Consider the following 14,637-nt stretch of genomic DNA (forward strand, 5'->3'; position numbering starts at 1 on the left):
AGCGCATGCAACACCCTTCCTTACCTGATGTACATTCTGTCAATGTCAACCACAGAGCTTCGTGGCAAGGGGCGGTTTCTCATCATTTTCGTGAAAAATTTCGAAAAAAATACATTCGGAACATTTTTTTCTCGATTGTGACATGTGGTGTCTATCCCTACAAAAAGTATAAAAAATCTCGTCATGCTGTAGCTCAGGCTCTTGCTGCGCGGAAACTTTTCTACTTTCGTGCTTTGCAAGACCATATTGAAGAGGCCCGGAAAGAGCAAACTCATACAGACCCTCGCCAATCCCTCAATGCGATCTTTATGATGATTCAGTCTGAAAAGGTCAGTGAAGACGAAAATGCTCTCGAATTCAAAGCGATTTACTCTCCTAATGAGATCCTGCTCTTTATTACTAATCCTGTAAGAGATCAAAAAAGCATCAAGCTTTACCACCTCAAAACCGAGCGCCTCGACTATTTGCATATGTGGTGGGAAGTGAAGCGGAAGGCGCGAGTAAACCAATATCGGCAGATCCAAAGTATCAACTTGTGCAATACAACACTCAAACGAGAACACTGCCTTACTCCAGAGGGAGTTCACGATAGGTTGACCCGAACAGCCGTCTACCGGAAAAAATCCTGCCTCTTGTCCCGCTTTAAAGAGCTGAGTAAAGCCTTCCAAGAAATTGTCCTTGCTTATCAAGATTTTGAAGAGCTTTCAGATAGTAATCCCGAGCTCTACCATTTTCTCGAAAGCCTTGCGAAAACCTCTAAAAAAGATATTGAGATCCTCCAAACCTATCTTGCAAGTCGTTATCTACCACGTGACTTGCCACTTGAAAACCGGAGACAATTGATCCAACTCGGAAACCAACAAGAGATTCTTTCTCGCATTTCAGAGGAGCAAGAGCTGAATCTTTGCTCTCTCATTCTCAATCGTTACCAATGGGATTTTCTCTTATCTATTCAAGAGGTGTCTCAAGTCACACTCAACTTACTCGATTGGGCTTTTGAAGAGTCTTCAACGTCAATGAAAAAACCCCTCTCTTTTCTCGAAAGGGTCTATGCCGGTGCTGAAAAAAAAGTCAAAAACGATCCTGAAAATTTTCCTTCCCTTAATGAAAAAATTCAAGAAGATCCCAGCTTGGAACGGATGACAGTTGATTTTGCTCATGAGATCAATAGAGAATGGCCTTCCCTTCAACTCATTGATGGAGAAAATGCTCTTTACCATTTAGACCGATGCGACTCTCTATCACAAGAAAGTTTGATTCAGTGCTACCATGAACTTCAGAAATTCTCAGGAATTGACGACACCCTATTTGTCATTTTGCAACAATCGGTTTCTCAAGTCGGCAAAACAGGCTTTCGCTCTGCGATTGAAGAGGGAGTGACTGGACTACTCGGTGAAAAGTCTGAATATTTTCTCCCCATCCTGACAAATACAGATATTGCAGTGAAGCGACTTGAAGCAGGTCACATTGAAATTCATTACACGTTTGAACAAGTCATTGTCAAAAAAGGAGTGATACAACACCCATTTGAAAAAGAAAAGTACATGGTCATCAATCAACCTCTAAAGCAAGAAGAGAACCATTGGATTTCTCTTGAACCTAAAACGAAAATTGCTGTGAAAAAGAGACTAGCATGAGAAAAGTTATCCGCTCCGTCACACCTCCCTTAATTAGCCTTGTCATTGTGATGCTCGGGAATGGTTTTTTTAACACTTATGCGAGTTTGAGAATTGCTTATGAGGGATTCGATAGCTGGGTGATCGGGGTGCTCAATGCTGCTTATTATGCAGGGGTCATGCTTGGGTCTATTTATGTCGAAAAGCTGATTGACCGGATCGGGCATATTCGAACCTTTGCCATGTTTGCGTCGATTAATTCAGCTGTAATTCTTGTTCAATCTTTGATTATTGGCGCATTGACTTGGACGTTTTTCCGCTTTTTTGTCGGGTTTTGTGCCTCAGGCTTTTTTATTGTAATTGAGAGCTGGCTTCTTTTATCCACAGGAATTAAGACAAGAGGAAAAGTTCTATCACTTTACATGCTGACCCTCTATTTAGCCCAAGGTTTTGGTCAGTTCCTTCTCAATGTAGCTCCAATGAAAAGTTTCTTTCCCTTTGCAATGACCATCTTCCTCAGCTCACTCTCAGTTCTCCCGGTCTGCATGATGAAAAGTAGTGGCCCAGTCATGCTCGAATCGTCGATCACCAATATCTTTCAAATTTTGAAAAAAGCTCCATTAGGGCCTATTGGATGTTTTCTTGCTGGCCTGATCATGAGTTCGTTTTATGGTTTAGGGCCGATTTTCGCTAAAGAGATCAACTTAAGTATCATGCAAATCTCGCAAATCATGGGGCTTACCATTCTTGGCGGCCTTGCACTGCAATGGCCCATCGGACACCTCTCTGATATCTTTAACAGACGCAAAGTGATCATTGGTGTCTTTTTTGCTCTGATGATACTAACGTTTGTCCTATTCCATAGCCAACATTACCCTTATTATCTCCTCCTTTCTTTAATGATCATCTTCGGGGGGATTTCTTTTACTCTCTATCCTCTTTCAATCACCTATACATGTGACTACTTCTCAGATAGGAACATTGTAGGGATTACCTGCGCCCTACTTATCATCTATGGAACCGGGTGTATTATAGGACCTCTCATTTCACCAATATTTATGGATCTATTTGGCCCCTCAGCTCTCTTTTTATTTATTTCAATTGTCTGTGCTCTCTATATTATTTTTGCAATGTGGCGCGTCCTCCATGCACGTAGACCACCAGAAGAAGAACAAAGCGATTATCTACCTCTTCCAAGGGCAACTTCACTTGCCTTTCTTCTCGATCCCCGTAGTGAAATGGGGGGAGACGAGATCGAAGGGGAGGATGAAGAAGAGCTCAATCCTTTTATGGAAGAAGACGAGGACGAAGAAGAGGATTAACCTACCCATTGCGCCCTAGTCGTAACTTATTACAACTAAAATAGGAGATTGAGATGTCTGAAATCCAATTTGTTGAGACTAATGAGGCTGCTCAACCATTAGGCCATTATTCTCAGGCCGTTATTCATAATGGAGTTGTATATGTAGCAACTCAGCTAGGAATTGTTCCAAGTAAGCCCATTGTTGTTGGCTCAATAGAGGAGCAAACTTATGCAGCTCTAAGTAACGTTCAAGCCATTCTTCACGCTGCTGGCTCAGATTTAACAAAAGTACTGAAAATCACGATTTATCTTTCAGATATTCAGTTATGGGAGCAAGTCAACACTGTCTACATGCAATTTTTCAAAGACCATAAGCCTGCTCGAGGCGTTATTCCTTGTGGGACTTTCCACAAAGGCTTCCAAATTGCAATTGATACAATTGCTTCTCTTTAAAATCCAAGTGACGGCAGAGGTTTTCGTCGAAAAGAAGATGAAGTTTCAAAAAGCTATGCGTAGTCTTCAACCGAAATCGGTAGAGAGTTTTCGCCCCCAAAAACCTCTTTTGCATGAGTAGAAACTTTTGCTGAGTTATCAGTAAAATAGTTGAAGATGAGATGGGCTGGAAGAGCTGTTGGGAAAGCTGTACCCAAAGTTTGCTTCGCTGCTTCATTGAGAATTTTGCGCGCCACAAAATCCACTGACTGCGCTGGAACTTTTAGCAAATTTCCCCCCACTAAACAGCTTAACATTTTATTTTGAACTTCTGGATTTTCAAGGTCATGGCCGTGAAGTGCTGCAATCAGGGCAATTTCTCTAAGTTGATACCAAAGACTAATCGTGTAGTAAGAGGGAGCTCCAACAACAGGAATGGCTCCAAGAGCGTACTTTTTAAAGTTACGCACAAATCCATGGTTGCGCGCAATAGCGGCTTCGATCGCTTTTTCTTGATCGCCTAGGTGCTCACGTAAATAGCGGTCACGTCTTTCTAAGGTCGATTGAATTTCAATAGAAGGAACCCAAGCGGCAAGCGCGTCTGGAACAGATCCTTCAGCTGAAAAAGATCCACCGTGAATCACATAGTTAAGCATTGAATTCAAAAGGTTTGTCAGCACTTGTATACTGATGTAACCTTGATCTTTGTTCGTCTCGTCTAATTCTTCTGTGCAGATCGAAAAGTAGTCGAAGATTGCCTGCCTTTGCCCTGCATTCAAGTTAATTTGAGGACGTGAGACTTGTACGTAATCAAATGCTTGTTGGAAGGTAAAACCTAGATACTCCATTAAATAAGCAATAACGATTGTAGCACTGCGACCTCGACCAGCTTTGCAATGAATATAGACTGTTTTTTCATCTTCTAAGAGAGTGTGGAGACTCTGAATTCCTTCTTTAATCTCTTCTCTTGTTAAAGGGGAAAAATCGACAGCTGGAATCTGTTTTATCGAAATTCCATGTGCCTCCCAATCACCTTCCTTAACTGGAGAGTTGAACCAACCGTCTTCGAGCTCAAAGTCTTCAACGATAGCAAGAATATCAGTCACACCTAATTCCGCAATCGATTCAAGATGTCCCATATTTTTAAGAGGAAGAGCTCCTAAATATAGATTAAGAGGTTCAATTTTAGACCACCATTTATCAGAAGCTGTAAATTGAGTGTAAGCAAGAGAAACTTCATATTTAAGCAGGCTATAGTAAGATGGATTGGGCGCATTTTCTAGGACTTCTAAAGCAACCCCGACGCTCTTTGTGTTTCCCACTGACGTTTCATCTGGAGTGAAATAGATTGCTTCACTAAAATTTTCTTCTGAAATAGCTTCTGTCATAGTTCCTCAAAAAATTAATCTAAAGTATTTTACTTCTTCTGAGCTTTATACTCAAACTACTTCAAAAATTGGATTTTCGGCTGCGCCAAAGCGCCGTAATTTGCCGATTTGAATCGAACTTATACTCCTAATATTAAGTAACTTACAATCTGTTAATTCCGAAAGCTTTCGCGTTACCCAAAATCAATTTTTGAAGTAGTTTGAGTATAAGTCTCTAAAGAGAATTCCAGCGACAATTCAGTTCTTCTATTTCAGAATCATCACCTGGAAGAACAGAAATAAAGATTCGTGGAGTTTGAATGCAAGGTTCAGAGTGAAGAGCTGCCGATTTTTGATTCCCAACTAAGAAAAAGGCTCCTTGACAACTCTCAGCTACTTCTGCCAAACGAGAATCAAAGAATTGGCTCAAAAAATCTCTATTTGCATGATTTTCTAAGTAAATATTTCTGTTATCATCAGTTAGGGGGAAAAATAACGTTTGACTTCCTTTAAGAGCTGCAGCGAATTTATATTGCAGCGAATCGTAAGGGGAATAATAAGCACCATCCATATGCCATCGTGGAATATCAAACTCAGATGTAGGCAATGCAGCCCGAATACAAACCCAAGCTGTTTGCTTCTTCGAAGCAAGAATGATATTTGAAACTAATTGATATAAAATTTCTGTTGCCTTTCCAACAACTTTATCCTCTTGATTACCAATTAGGTGAAAAAATTCAGGGAGCTCAGCTTTCATTCTATCAATATTTCCAAAACGGTTATATGTTTGCCATTTGCCCACTTCAAGAGATTGGATGAGAGCTAAATCTTTAGCGCTCACTCCCAGGTCAACGAATAAATAACCTTTTGAAGGCAAATCTGTGATTGCATGACTCATTTCTTGAACAGTTTCTTCATAATTATTCGCAAATAAAAATGACTGTGCAAAACCAACAAGTGCTATTAAAAAATGCGCTTTTTTCATTTAATCCTTTAACAAACAATAGTCTCATTGAGGCAGTGTAGCTTTTCCGCCTATCATACGTAAAAGCTCTTCCTTTTTTTGCGACCCCTCTAAGGACTCAATAGTGGTATGCGTACGCTCTCCATCTATCTTTTTTGAAATGAGGAGATGGTGAGTTGCAAACCGAGCTACCTGAGGAAAATGGGTGATGCAAAGCACTTGGCGAGACTGACTCAATTCAAGGAGCTTTTCGCCAATAAGGGTTGCCGTTTCTCCTCCAATGTTCGAATCAATTTCATCAAAGATCAGAATCGGGATGGCTTCTTTTGCTGCTAAGAGAAGCTTGAGAGCAAAAAAGAGGCGAGAGAGTTCGCCACCACTTGTTTTACTTTTCACAAGGGCTGGTTTTTCACCGCGATTTGCGCTGAGATAAAAAATGACTTGGTCAGCTCCATCGGGTCCGATCTCTTTAGGAGCGATTTCGATTTGGAAAGTAGCATCAGCCATATTGAGGAGGCGAATTTCTTGGGTCAGCGCTTCCTCAAGAGTTTTTTGAGCTATGATGCGGGCTTTCGTTAAATTTTGAGCGAGGACATCACATTCAAGTTTTGCTGCTTCATGAGCCTTTTCAAGGGTTTCGATTTTGGCATCGAGCTCTTCATAATGCTTAAGCTCCTGTTCAAGCGTGGCCAGACGTTTGGGAATGTCAGTCGCTTCTATCCGATATTTCTTTTTTACACTGCTCAGCTTGGAAAGTTTTTTCTCAAGAGCTTCTAACTGCTCAGGGTCCAATTGGAGATCTTCAAGCTCAGAGGAGAGAGAAAACGAAAGTTCATTCAAGCTTGTGAGAGCAGTTTCGAGAAGTTCGCTAGAAGGGAGATATCTTTTAAATTGAGAGAGTGTCGGCAGAACAGAATTTTCAAGAGCCTGTATCATCAAGGAGAGGCTTTGTATGCGCTCTTGAGAGTTCGTTTGGTTTTTATATGCCTCGAAAAGAGCTTCTTCATCTTCAGACAAGTCAACGGCCTGTAGATCTTCTAGTTCCCATTGAATGCGCTGCATAACACGCTCTGCATCGACTTTTTGAAGTTTGAGGGTCTCGAGATGGCGGAAAAGCTTTTTTTCATTTTCATAAGAGTACGAAAAAGGAGTGATGTCGATACTCCCAAAGGTGTCGAGAGTCTCTCGTTGTTGATCAGATGAGCGAAGAGCTACGCTAGTGTTTTGACCTGCCACTTCAAATAGGTGGGTTCCAAGTTGGGAAAGGAGCTGAAGAGGAGCAAGCTGCGCATTGATAAAGATCCGATTTTTGCTTGTGCGGGAAATTTCCCGTTTAATGATGAGCTCTTCTTGTGGGTCAAAGACGATGCCGGCTTCGTTTAAAAGGGTGTGGACGGGAGTAAGATTTGCAATTTCAAATGTGGCCGTGACAATGGCGGTCTCTTCACCAGATCGAATGACATCTGTATCGGCTTTTTGCCCCATAAGGAGGTTAATTGCTTGGATCAAAATGGTTTTGCCTGCTCCGGTTTCGCCGGTCAGAATATTGAGCCCTTTTTCAAAATGAATGACGGCCTGCTGGATAAGGACAAAATGGCGTAAATGCAGTGTTGTAATCATGCCATTATTTTTAATGAATTGCCTGGATCTCTTCAAGGGTTTTAAAGTGCATCTTTGCAATGCGAGGGAGAAGGGCTCGGCCATGCTTTGCAACAAATTGACGTCCAGCTTGGATAACAGCAGGAGAGGCACCTTTGGGAAGTTGAAGTTGAAATTCTTCGCTAAGCTTTTCAATGCCTTCTACAAAGGCAGCGCGCGCAATGATCGAAGCAGCGGCAACAACGATGTCTTCTTCTCCTTTATGCCTTTGCGTGAGTTCCACTTCGATTCCTTTCCGTTGCAGGGCTGAAGCAACGACATGCTCACTGGCAAACTTATCAATGGTGACTTTTTGGCAGGGGGATTTTTTGAGAACATCTTCAATAGCTGTGGCATGCCCCCACCCTAAGAGGCTGTTGAGATTATGAAATTTATCGTAGAGCTCGTTGTACTTCTGGGGGAAAATTTTGACGAGAGCATAGGAAAACTTCTTTCGGATTTGTTCGGCAAGCTTAAGGATGGTCGGATCTGTCATCCGTTTGCTATCACGTACTCCTAGCTTAGAAAGCTCAGAGATTCCCTCCTCATCGGCAAAAACTGCGCCAATGCAAAGGGGGCCAAAGACATCTCCTTTTCCCGCTTCGTCGACGCCGATGTGGGGTGTCTTGTCTTGGTTAACATCTGGGTAGGAGTAGGTGAGGCTCCCTAGAATTTCTGGCTCGAGGTAGAAGGAGATAAAGTCGTCCTTATCTTTTCCTTGAACAGTGAGTTTTCCCGACTCATAAAGTGTACAGGAGATCCCTTTTTTCTTGGCTTGAAACAAAGTGTACTGCGGCTTCGACACTTCAAAGCCTTGATTTTTCAAGTCCTCTTCGAGCTTAAAGGCTAGGGAAAGGTCGACTTGGGCAACAAAACAAGCAGGTTTATTCATAGTTCTTCAAAGAAAATTATTTTCTCAAAGATAGCACTTTGAGGGTTTTTAATTGTAGATTTTCGTTCGATACTGTAGTCTAACGTCTTTCAGCTAGATCATCTATGGGAGCTATATGACTCAAGACATTAAGCAAATTGGCGAAATGTTCAAAAGTAAGAGAAAAGAACTTAATCTCTCTCTAAAAGAGGTCGAAAACGCCACGTCAATCCGCTCCAACTACATCGAAGCGATTGAAGAGGGACGAGAAGACCAATTCTTATCACCTGTTTACATGCTGGGTTTTCTCAGACAGTATGCAAACTTTTTAGGGATGGATGGAGACAAAGTGATTCGCGATAATCCTGAAGCTTTTGAAGCAGTAAGTACTAAGCACGACTTTTCTTATGGAATTGGAACGCTAGAAGTCCGCGGAAGCTTAGGCGGAGGGGTGAAATGGCTTCCGAATTTAATTTGGGCAGCAGTTTCTGTTGGAATCCTCGTTCTTGCCTACTATTTGGCGAAATACCTCGGCGTTTTTTAGTTCTACATAACAAAAAATTTGGGAGTTAATATGGGCCAGATTTTTAGTGAATTTTGCTTTCCTAAAATTAAAATCGTTGTCGATGCGATAAGGAGAGATTTTTGGAGGGCAAAAGGCGATGAAAAGAGGGTCAAATTACCCCTTAATTTTTTTTTAAGGAGTTCTAATCATGGTTTTTGAAAATCGTTTGATTAAAGAAAAATCTCCTTATCTCCTCCAGCATGCGCATAATCCTGTGGATTGGTACCCATGGGGAGATGAAGCTTTCGAAGCAGCAAAAAAACTCGACAAACCTATTTTTCTATCGATCGGCTATGCCACTTGCCATTGGTGCCATGTCATGAGCCGGGAGTCATTCGCTAACTCTGAGATTGCAACTCTCATGAATGAAACTTTCATCAATGTCAAAGTCGATCGAGAAGAACTTCCTGAAATTGACAGCCTCTACATGGAGTTCGCCCAAGCTCTCATGGCTTCAGGGTCGGGCTGGCCACTCAATTTGATCCTCACACCCGAGCTGAAACCTTTTTATGCAACGACTTACATGCCTCCAACTACGCGCCAAGAGTTGATGGGCATCAAAGAGCTTGTTTCACACATCAAACAACTTTGGAAAAGCGCAGAACGCGAATTACTCCTCGACCAGGCAGAAAAACTTGTCGATCTTTTTGCTCGCAGCGTCCAGACAAGAGGGGAAGAGCTTCCAAATGAGGAGCACCTCGATGCAGCTGTTGAGCAGTTTTATGAAGCGGTAGATCCCGTCTATGGAGGAATAAAAGGAGCTCCAAAATTTCCTTTAGGTTATCAAATTCTTTTTTTCCTCGAGCACGCTAGAAGAGAGCACGATTCCCGCTCTCTTTTTTTTGCTGAACTGACACTTAGTATGATGCATCGTGGGGGTATCTACGACCAGGTCGGCGGAGGATTTTCTCGCTACAGTGTCGATGAAAAGTGGATCATTCCCCATTTTGAAAAGATGCTCTACGATAACGCGTTGATGGCTCTCGCTTTTCTCGATGCTTGGAAACTAACTAAAAAACCCCTCTATCGGCAAGTTTGTGAAGAGATTTTAGATTACCTTTTGCGCGATATGCAACATCAAGGTGGAGGATTTTATTCAGCAGAAGATGCAGAAACAGATGGAGAAGAAGGGGCGTATTACACTTGGCATGCTCAAGAAATTCAAAAACTTCTTCCTCCTGCTGATTTAGATTTATTTTGTGAGTACTTTGATGTAACTCCAAGTGGAAATTTTGGTGGAAAAAATGTCTTGTACCGCACAATGACCATTCAAGAGTTTGCAGAGTTGCGAGGTCTCGATCCTCTTATGATCCAAACCCGTCTCGACTCCTGTTTAAACCTCCTTTTTGACGCTCGAAAAGGGAGAAAGCGCCCTTTTAAAGACGATAAGATATTGGTGACCTGGAATGCAATGGCCATCGACGTTTTTATCAAAGCTGGGCGAGCCTTTCAAAATGAGGCCTATCTAAAAAGTGGCCTTGCTGCAGCAAGTTTCATCCGTCAAAACCTATGGAAAGGAGGCAAACTCAAGCGTCGTTTTCGTGAAGGGCAAACCGATTATGAAGGAGGATTAGATGACTATGCCTACTTGATTCGGGCTCTCATCACTCTCTCCGAAGCCGATCTTGGAAATGTTTGGCTTCAGTGGGCATTAGAACTAGCTGACTTTCTCGAAAAAGAATTCAAAGCAGATGAAGGTGCTTTTTATCAGACTGGCCCAGAGTATTCTATTTTACTGAGGCGCCCTGAACTTTTTGACAGTGCACAACCTTCCGGAAATGCCATCCATGCTGAAAACCTGATTCGGCTCAGCCAACTCACACAAAATCGAGAGCTTAGAATTCAAGCTGAAGACATTTTAAAAGTTGCAACAAGCTATATCGAAACCTATCCACAAGGAGCTTGTTACCATCTCATCGCCCTGCAACATTATCTCGATAAAGAAGCCTTGACAATTGTCGTAGCACTCGATGAAAAAGAGAGCTTGAAAGAAGAAATTCTTGAAGTCTTATCCACTGAATTTATTCCTCATCACGTGGTCTTTTGGAAGCGACATTCTGACAAGGAGTTTGAAGAAAACATTCCGCTTGAGGGAAAAACGACAGTTTATCTCTGCAAGCATGGAAAATGTGAAGCTCCTATCACTTCAACAGACGCATTGCAACGCCGGTTTACTTAAACGCTGAAATTTGAGAAGATAAGCTTTTCGACAAACTTTAATGACGCAAGAGTAAGGTAATGGATAAAAATACCCTAGGAGATTACGCAATCATCAAGCAAATAGGACAGGGGACTCTAGGCTCTGTCTATTTGGCCGAACACCGTTTTGTGAAGAAACAGTTTGTTCTCAAAGTCCTGCCAGAAGAGTTAGCTAATGACCGCAACTTTATTCAACGATTTGAAAGGGAAGTCGGAACACTCGCAACTCTCGACCATTCTCATATCGTAAAAGTTCATAATGTTTCATTTGCCGAAGGGTATTACTTCCTCGTCACCAATTGCATTGTCGATTGCTTTGGAGAAACGACAAATCTTACTCAATACCTCGGAGTCAATAAACAATCTTTGAACGAAAACGAGATTCTCGAGCTTTTGTCACAAGTTGCATCTGCTTTGCACTATGCCCATCAAAAGCAACTCAGTGGAACACCTCTTGCGCACCGAGGGATTAAACTCAATAATATTTTAATTGGAAAAGGGGAAAGAGGGTTGCATGTTTACCTCTCTGATTTTGGCCTTTCTCACATTGTTGGAGAAGGAGCGATCTTGACCCGTCTTTATAAAACCCTCGCCGATGTTCTTTCTCTTGATTTGACCAAGACAAGTGCATTGAAATCCGGAGAAGAGACCTATCTGACAGGTCCTTTTGACTCCAGTAAACTCTCAAAATTGCACGCGTCATTTTTACAAACGTACCACTTTCTTGCGCCTGAGCAAAAAATTTATCGAGAAAAACCAGTTGGCCCTCAAGCTGATATCTATGCTTTTGGTGTTCTTGCTTATTTCTTACTTATGCACAACTTTCCTGAAGGCCGATTTCCTCTCCCTTCAGAAGTCTATCCTGACTTTAGGTTAGATTGGGATTACCTGATTCGAGAGTGTCTCAAGCCCGATCCAAGCAAACGACCTTCTTCGCTTCCTGCCATTTTAGAAGAGCTCATCCGCCCTCATCGCAGCTTTGAAAAACACCCTATTGAAAGGGATGAAGACGCTGTCTTGAACTGGGATGATGAACCAACACACGAACCTGTTCAAAGAAGCTCTGATGCTGAAACCATGGCACAGCTAGAAAAAATCAAAGAAGCAACGCAAGTCGCAGTCGAGGATCCTAAGCCTGAAATTACTAAAAAACAATCGCAAATGCTGCACGAGATTTCTAACACTCTGCGAACAGCAAAACCAAAACCTCTTCTTAATCCAGGTGAAATCAACCGTCCTGAATACGATCCTGATCCTGCTGCAGCGTTTCACATCGAATCGACTGTTGCCCGTTATGTTCCTAAACAAAATGAAGTCAAAGACATTGAGCCTCTTTTAAGTGAAATGGTCATCATTAAAGGGGGAAAGTTTGAACGTGGCTCTAACCAAGGGGGACGCGATGAAAGACCTCGCCATAAGATCGAAATTAGTAGCTTTGCTATGGATATCCATGCCGTCACAAACGAACAGTTTGTCCGTTTCTTAGAAGTCATGGGTGGAGAGAAAGACGCCAACAATCAAGACATCATTCAACTCAAAGAATCGCGCATCAAAAGACATAGCGGAAAGCTCGTGATTGAATCGGGTTACGCCAAACATCCGGTCATAGGTGTCACGTGGTATGGAGCGATTGCCTATGCCAAATGGATTGGAAAGAGACTTCCAACAGAAGCTGAATGGGAAATTGCAGCTTCATGTGGGAACGAAGAGAATATCTACCCAACGGGTGCAACCATTGAGCGGACACAAGCAAACTTCTTTAGCTCAGATACAGTTACCGTCAAAAGTTACCCACCAAATGAGTATGGCCTTTATGATATGGCTGGTAACATTTACGAATGGTGCCAAGACTGGTACGACTATAACTACTACGAAGTGTCACAGCAAGAACCAGAAAATCCTCAAGGACCACTCCAAGGTGTTTTCCGTGTCCTCCGAGGAGGATGCTGGAAAAGTCTGAAAGAAGACCTCCGATGCTCTCATCGTAACCGAAATAACCCAGGCATTGTGAACCGCACTTATGGGTTCCGCTGTGCCGCAGATGTTGACGAATCGTGATCGCCCTTCTTTTCGTTTGCTTAGGGAACATTTGTCGCTCGCCAGCCTTGATGGGCTACATGAATTATCTAGCCCTCCAAAAAGGGATCAGTGATCAAGTCTACATCGATAGCTGCGGCCTCCATTCAAGTTTTTTAGGGAGTCCACCAGATGCACGCATGCAACGTGTTGCAAAAGAAAAGGGGATTATCTTTAATCATCAGGCAAAGATGTTCGAACCGGCCTTTTTTGACTCATTTCAAGCCATTTTTGGAGTGACCGAAGAGATTGTTTCCCACTTGCGGTCCCTTGCTCACACTCCTGAGGAACAAGCAAAAATTCATCTCGCAACAGCGTTTAGCCAAAACTATAAAGGGATGGATATCCCAGATCCCTATTATTTAGGTGCCAAAGGGTTCGAAAAGATTTGGGAAATCATTGAAGATGCCTGTGTAGGCATCTTCAAACAGTTTATTCAAGCTTAAATGCGAGTCCAGTCCAGACGGCGCATTCTTCCATTAGGTCCTACAGCTCTTTCAAAAAACGGAGTTCCCATTTCATGAGGAGTTCGAGCTTCTTTTCCAACAAGAATCGCAGATCCACTCGGCTCAAGCATTGATCCCATTAAATCACGGTAGTCTTCGATACTTTCTCTACCTGTTTTTTCATCTCTGCCACCAATATCATAGCCAAAGAGTCCATCCGTATTTCTTCCATCTCTCAAGCAGACCTGAGCATTAGGAAAGTATTCTATATTCATCCTGATTCCAAATGGTAAATTTTGCTGCAGGGTCCTCATTGTTCCTTGAATTGCCTTGATATAAGGTTCTTGAATTTTTAAGACTTCAACATTGTGTTTTTTGGATTCTCTTGATGCAACCTGGGTACATAACCCTAAAGCAATTATCAAGGACATAACTCCCACGATGTAACAATAGGTACGTTGTTTTTGTTCTTTTTGCTTTGTCCCGGCCCAAATGCACCCAAGGCCCACAACCATAGCAGCACTTGCACCTGCTGCATAACCCCAATTGATTTGTAATTCACTCGATCCATTTTTCACTTCATGAGTTTTATTAACAGTGTAAGCAGGGTCAACAAATTGGATATTGAGTTCTCCACCCCATTTTTGTCTTTCTAACTCATTTAAGATCTCAGAAATGAGATCGCATTCATTTCGAAGGCCTCCAGAAGCAAAAAAAGTTAGTGTTATCGTCGTTTGCTTTTGAGCAAGACCTAAAACAAAATCCTTCACTGAGCGATTATAGGCACTTTTCAGCTTTGGGTTATCGAGTTCAGGGCAACCACAACTGATCGTTCCATTGGTGGCTCTAAATTGGCAAACTCCGCCGGCATGTTGCGCAGCAAAATTAGGGTCTGTGTCACACAAAAGTGGCCGAGCAAAAGTTTTTGTTTTTTCTGCAAAGGCAGTTAAATTAAAAGGATTCCCTTCAAGCTGACATGCCAAATATTCACCGTTGCGAAATTGACATGTAGTTTGAGGGTCTAATACTAGTGTTTTACTCATAAAAACCTCTTACCTACTAGGTTAAAGAAAATATTTTCTTACAGTGTATCTTTTTTTTCGAGCGTAATTTTTATGCAAAGTCTTGTAGGTTATTGAAGAAGAAAATATAATTACTCT

At 42.1% G+C, this 14,637-nt stretch carries 12 protein-coding genes; 7 read left to right on the top strand and 5 right to left on the bottom strand.

All coding sequences use genetic code 11. The annotated features are described in order from the left end of the window. Positions 1–5 precede the first annotated feature (5 nt). Genes SNE_RS06045 through SNE_RS06055 form a run of 3 tightly spaced genes read left to right on the top strand, consistent with a single transcriptional unit; the run spans position 6 to position 3,372 of the window. Positions 6–1,637 carry a hypothetical protein gene (locus tag SNE_RS06045; protein WP_013943487.1) on the top strand — a complete coding sequence of 544 codons (1,632 nt, stop codon included), beginning with the start codon at positions 6–8 and terminating at the stop codon, positions 1,635–1,637. Next, positions 1,634–2,938 (top strand): MFS transporter, encoded by a 1,305-nt coding sequence (locus SNE_RS06050; RefSeq protein ID WP_013943488.1) that lies wholly within the window; start codon positions 1,634–1,636, stop codon positions 2,936–2,938. The genes SNE_RS06045 and SNE_RS06050 overlap by 4 nt, the downstream gene beginning before the upstream one ends. 53 nt (positions 2,939–2,991) lie before the next feature. Next, positions 2,992–3,372, top strand: a complete 381-nt coding sequence (locus tag SNE_RS06055) for a RidA family protein (protein ID WP_013943489.1) — start codon at positions 2,992–2,994, stop codon at positions 3,370–3,372. Between the two features lie 53 nt (positions 3,373–3,425). On the opposite strand, the gene SNE_RS06060 is transcribed toward SNE_RS06055, so the two are convergent. The 4 genes from SNE_RS06060 to rnhC all read right to left on the bottom strand — a co-directional run bounded on the left by SNE_RS06060 (position 3,426) and on the right by rnhC (position 8,212). Next, positions 3,426–4,739 carry a dual specificity protein phosphatase family protein gene (locus SNE_RS06060; protein WP_013943490.1) on the bottom strand — a complete coding sequence of 438 codons (1,314 nt, stop codon included), beginning with the start codon at positions 4,737–4,739 and terminating at the stop codon, positions 3,426–3,428. Positions 4,740–4,953: 214 nt separating this feature from the next. Beyond that, positions 4,954–5,703, bottom strand: a complete 750-nt coding sequence (locus tag SNE_RS06065; RefSeq protein ID WP_013943491.1) for a hypothetical protein — start codon at positions 5,701–5,703, stop codon at positions 4,954–4,956. Positions 5,704–5,727: 24 nt separating this feature from the next. Further along, positions 5,728–7,302 (bottom strand): DNA repair protein RecN, encoded by a 1,575-nt coding sequence (locus SNE_RS06070; RefSeq protein WP_013943492.1) that lies wholly within the window; start codon positions 7,300–7,302, stop codon positions 5,728–5,730. Positions 7,303–7,312: 10 nt separating this feature from the next. Beyond that, entirely contained in the window at positions 7,313–8,212 is a 900-nt protein-coding gene (rnhC, locus tag SNE_RS06075) for a ribonuclease HIII (RefSeq protein WP_013943493.1), read from the bottom strand. Positions 8,213–8,327: 115 nt separating this feature from the next. Between rnhC and SNE_RS06080 the strand changes: the two genes are divergently transcribed. From SNE_RS06080 to SNE_RS06095, 4 genes are all read left to right on the top strand, one after another. Then, complete coding sequence (locus SNE_RS06080; protein WP_013943494.1) at positions 8,328–8,735, top strand: helix-turn-helix domain-containing protein; 408 nt, start codon at positions 8,328–8,330, stop codon at positions 8,733–8,735. A 169-nt stretch (positions 8,736–8,904) separates the two neighbouring features. Then, the gene (locus tag SNE_RS06085; RefSeq protein ID WP_013943496.1) at positions 8,905–10,935 is read left to right on the top strand and encodes a thioredoxin domain-containing protein; all 2,031 of its coding nucleotides are present in this window, start codon (positions 8,905–8,907) and stop codon (positions 10,933–10,935) included. 59 nt (positions 10,936–10,994) lie between these two features. Further along, a complete protein-coding gene (locus SNE_RS06090; protein WP_013943497.1) occupies positions 10,995–13,013 on the top strand; it encodes a bifunctional serine/threonine-protein kinase/formylglycine-generating enzyme family protein in 2,019 nt (672 codons plus the stop codon). Beyond that, on the top strand, positions 13,010–13,477 hold the full coding sequence (locus tag SNE_RS06095; protein WP_013943498.1) for a low molecular weight protein-tyrosine-phosphatase: 468 nt from the start codon (positions 13,010–13,012) through the stop codon (positions 13,475–13,477). The genes SNE_RS06090 and SNE_RS06095 overlap by 4 nt, the downstream gene beginning before the upstream one ends. Here the strand turns inward: SNE_RS06095 and SNE_RS06100 are convergent. After that, positions 13,474–14,520, bottom strand: coding sequence for a hypothetical protein (locus SNE_RS06100; RefSeq protein WP_013943499.1), 1,047 nt, complete (start codon positions 14,518–14,520; stop codon positions 13,474–13,476). The genes SNE_RS06095 and SNE_RS06100 overlap by 4 nt on opposite strands. Positions 14,521–14,637: the final 117 nt, after the last annotated feature.

This window comes from Simkania negevensis Z, from assembly GCF_000237205.1.
GTDB classification, from domain to species: domain Bacteria; phylum Chlamydiota; class Chlamydiia; order Chlamydiales; family Simkaniaceae; genus Simkania; species Simkania negevensis.

What these genes read in the sequence shown, in the direction of transcription:
- SNE_RS06050 (WP_013943488.1), top strand. Translation starts at nt 1,634, where the DNA reads ATGAGAAAAGTTATCCGCTCCGTCACACCTCCCTTAATTAGCCTTGTC.
- SNE_RS06085 (WP_013943496.1), top strand. Translation starts at nt 8,905, where the DNA reads ATGGTTTTTGAAAATCGTTTGATTAAAGAAAAATCTCCTTATCTCCTC.
- SNE_RS06060 (WP_013943490.1), bottom strand. Translation starts at nt 4,739, where the DNA reads ATGACAGAAGCTATTTCAGAAGAAAATTTTAGTGAAGCAATCTATTTC.
- SNE_RS06090 (WP_013943497.1), top strand. Translation starts at nt 10,995, where the DNA reads ATGGATAAAAATACCCTAGGAGATTACGCAATCATCAAGCAAATAGGA.
- SNE_RS06100 (WP_013943499.1), bottom strand. Translation starts at nt 14,520, where the DNA reads ATGAGTAAAACACTAGTATTAGACCCTCAAACTACATGTCAATTTCGC.
- rnhC (WP_013943493.1), bottom strand. Translation starts at nt 8,212, where the DNA reads ATGAATAAACCTGCTTGTTTTGTTGCCCAAGTCGACCTTTCCCTAGCC.
- SNE_RS06070 (WP_013943492.1), bottom strand. Translation starts at nt 7,302, where the DNA reads ATGATTACAACACTGCATTTACGCCATTTTGTCCTTATCCAGCAGGCC.
- SNE_RS06045 (WP_013943487.1), top strand. Translation starts at nt 6, where the DNA reads ATGCAACACCCTTCCTTACCTGATGTACATTCTGTCAATGTCAACCAC.
- SNE_RS06080 (WP_013943494.1), top strand. Translation starts at nt 8,328, where the DNA reads ATGACTCAAGACATTAAGCAAATTGGCGAAATGTTCAAAAGTAAGAGA.
- SNE_RS06065 (WP_013943491.1), bottom strand. Translation starts at nt 5,703, where the DNA reads ATGAAAAAAGCGCATTTTTTAATAGCACTTGTTGGTTTTGCACAGTCA.
- SNE_RS06055 (WP_013943489.1), top strand. Translation starts at nt 2,992, where the DNA reads ATGTCTGAAATCCAATTTGTTGAGACTAATGAGGCTGCTCAACCATTA.